2 protein-coding genes are annotated in these 1,845 nt (G+C 37.0%); one reads left to right on the top strand and one right to left on the bottom strand.

Annotated elements, in window-relative coordinates; genetic code table 11:
• On the bottom strand, nt 1-406 hold a 406-nt coding region (locus AC3AX0_RS04770), incomplete at its 3' end, for a YwiB family protein (protein WP_487549164.1).
• A 398-nt stretch (nt 407-804) separates the two neighbouring features.
• On the opposite strand from AC3AX0_RS04770, the gene kdd reads away from it, so the two are divergent.
• Nucleotides 805-1,842 carry an L-erythro-3,5-diaminohexanoate dehydrogenase gene (kdd, locus tag AC3AX0_RS04775; RefSeq protein ID WP_487549169.1) on the top strand — a complete coding sequence of 346 codons (1,038 nt, stop codon included), beginning with the start codon at nt 805-807 and terminating at the stop codon, nt 1,840-1,842.
• Nucleotides 1,843-1,845: the final 3 nt, after the last annotated feature.

Raw genomic sequence — 1,845 nt, forward strand, 5'->3', positions numbered from 1 at the left:
TCAGCTTATTCCTTGATTCGTCTTCGTTTCCGAAGAACATGCTGTATTCCAGATGTATCTCCCCGGTTCCGTCTTCCTTAAGATTACAAACAACCCTAGTTGTTTTCAATATCAATTCAAAGTTGCCGTATTCGGTCATGTACTGACTTCTGAAATTTTTACCTTCAATGAAATCCATAGATGCAGAATTTGCATCTCCTGACCTTCTCAGTATGATTTTTTTCTTTCCATCGGTAATAAGAGTTGTGGTGCACCCTTCCATTCCTGAAAGTTCTGATTCGTTATAGGTATAGTAGAATTCATCGTCGGTGAATTCAAAAACACCCTCAGTTGTAAGTTCTGTAACCTGTGACTCGCTGTTTTCAGTGCTTTGGGCTCCGTTTATTTTCATTCTAACTTTTGTCATCATATGATCCTTTAGCTATATTTGTGTAAATTATATCACAAATCCACCATATTTCAACAACAAATACATAGATGGTGCCAAAAAATAGGCGGTTCGTGCCCGATTTTAGGCGAAAATTAATAAAAAATTATGAAAAACTTTTCTCTAAACTTAAAAAAACCTGCATTTTCCAACGTTTCATATTTTTGCATAAACTTGGCACGCAACTTGCATTGTATAAGATTAAGTGACAAAGTATTTAGTATTTAAACCATATTAAATATATAGATGAGTAGGAAAAGCTACTTAAAGAAAGCAATGGAAACAACTTTGGCTAAATATCCAGTGAAAATAAAACTGGAAAAATAGAAAAAAACAATAAAAAATTTTGGAGGCTACTAATTATGAAATCAGTTACAATGAAAAAAGGAAACCCATTTGGAACACACAGAGTAATCGAACCTAAAGGTGTTCTTCCACAACCGGCACTTAAAATTGACAATACTATGGAAATTTACGATAATGAAATACTTATAGACGTTCAAACATTAAACGTTGATTCTGCAAGTTTTACACAGATTAAGGATCAGGCAGAAGGCAATGTTGAAAAAATCAAGGAAATAATGAAGGGTATCGTTGCTGAAAGAGGAAAGCATCAGAATCCAGTTACAGGATCAGGTGGAATGCTTATAGGAACAGTTAAGGAAATCGGACCTGCAATGGAAGGAAAGACTGATCTTCAAGTTGGCGACAAGATAGCTACTCTAGTATCACTTTCACTTACTCCACTTGTAATCGAAGAAATACTTGAAGTAAGAGACAACATAGACCAGGTAGATATTAAGGGACAGGCTATATTGTTCGAAAGCGGAATCTACGCTAAGATACCTGCTGATCTTCCAGAAAACCTTGCACTTTCAGTATTAGACGTTGCAGGTGCACCGGCACAGACTGCAAAGCTTGTTAAGCCTGGCGATACTGTACTTGTAGTTGGAGGAGCTGGAAAATCTGGAATGCTTTGTCTATACGAGGCAAAGAAAAGAGCTGGAATCTCAGGCAAGGTAATATGCATGGCTCACAGAGAATCATCACTTGAAAAGGTTAAGAAACTTAATCTTGCTGATGAGTACATCACTGGTGATGCAACAGATGCAGTAGGAGTATATGACAAGGTTGTTGAACTTACTGATGGAGAACTTTGTGACGTTATAATCAACTGTGTAAGCAGACAAAACTGTGAAATGTCAAGCATTCTTTCATGCAAGGACGACGGTACAGTTTACTTCTTCTCAATGGCTACATCATTCACTAAGGCAGCTCTTGGTGCCGAGGGTGTTGGAAAAGACGTAAACATGATCATAGGAAACGGATACACGAAGAACCATGCTGAAATTTCTCTTCAAATAATGAGAGAAAGCAAAGAACTTAAAGAGCTTTACGAAACAATCTACGCATAGACA

The sequence above is a fragment of the Dethiosulfatibacter sp. genome (genome assembly GCF_983023055.1).

What these genes read in the sequence shown, in the direction of transcription:
- kdd (WP_487549169.1), top strand. Translation starts at nt 805, where the DNA reads ATGAAAAAAGGAAACCCATTTGGAACACACAGAGTAATCGAACCTAAA.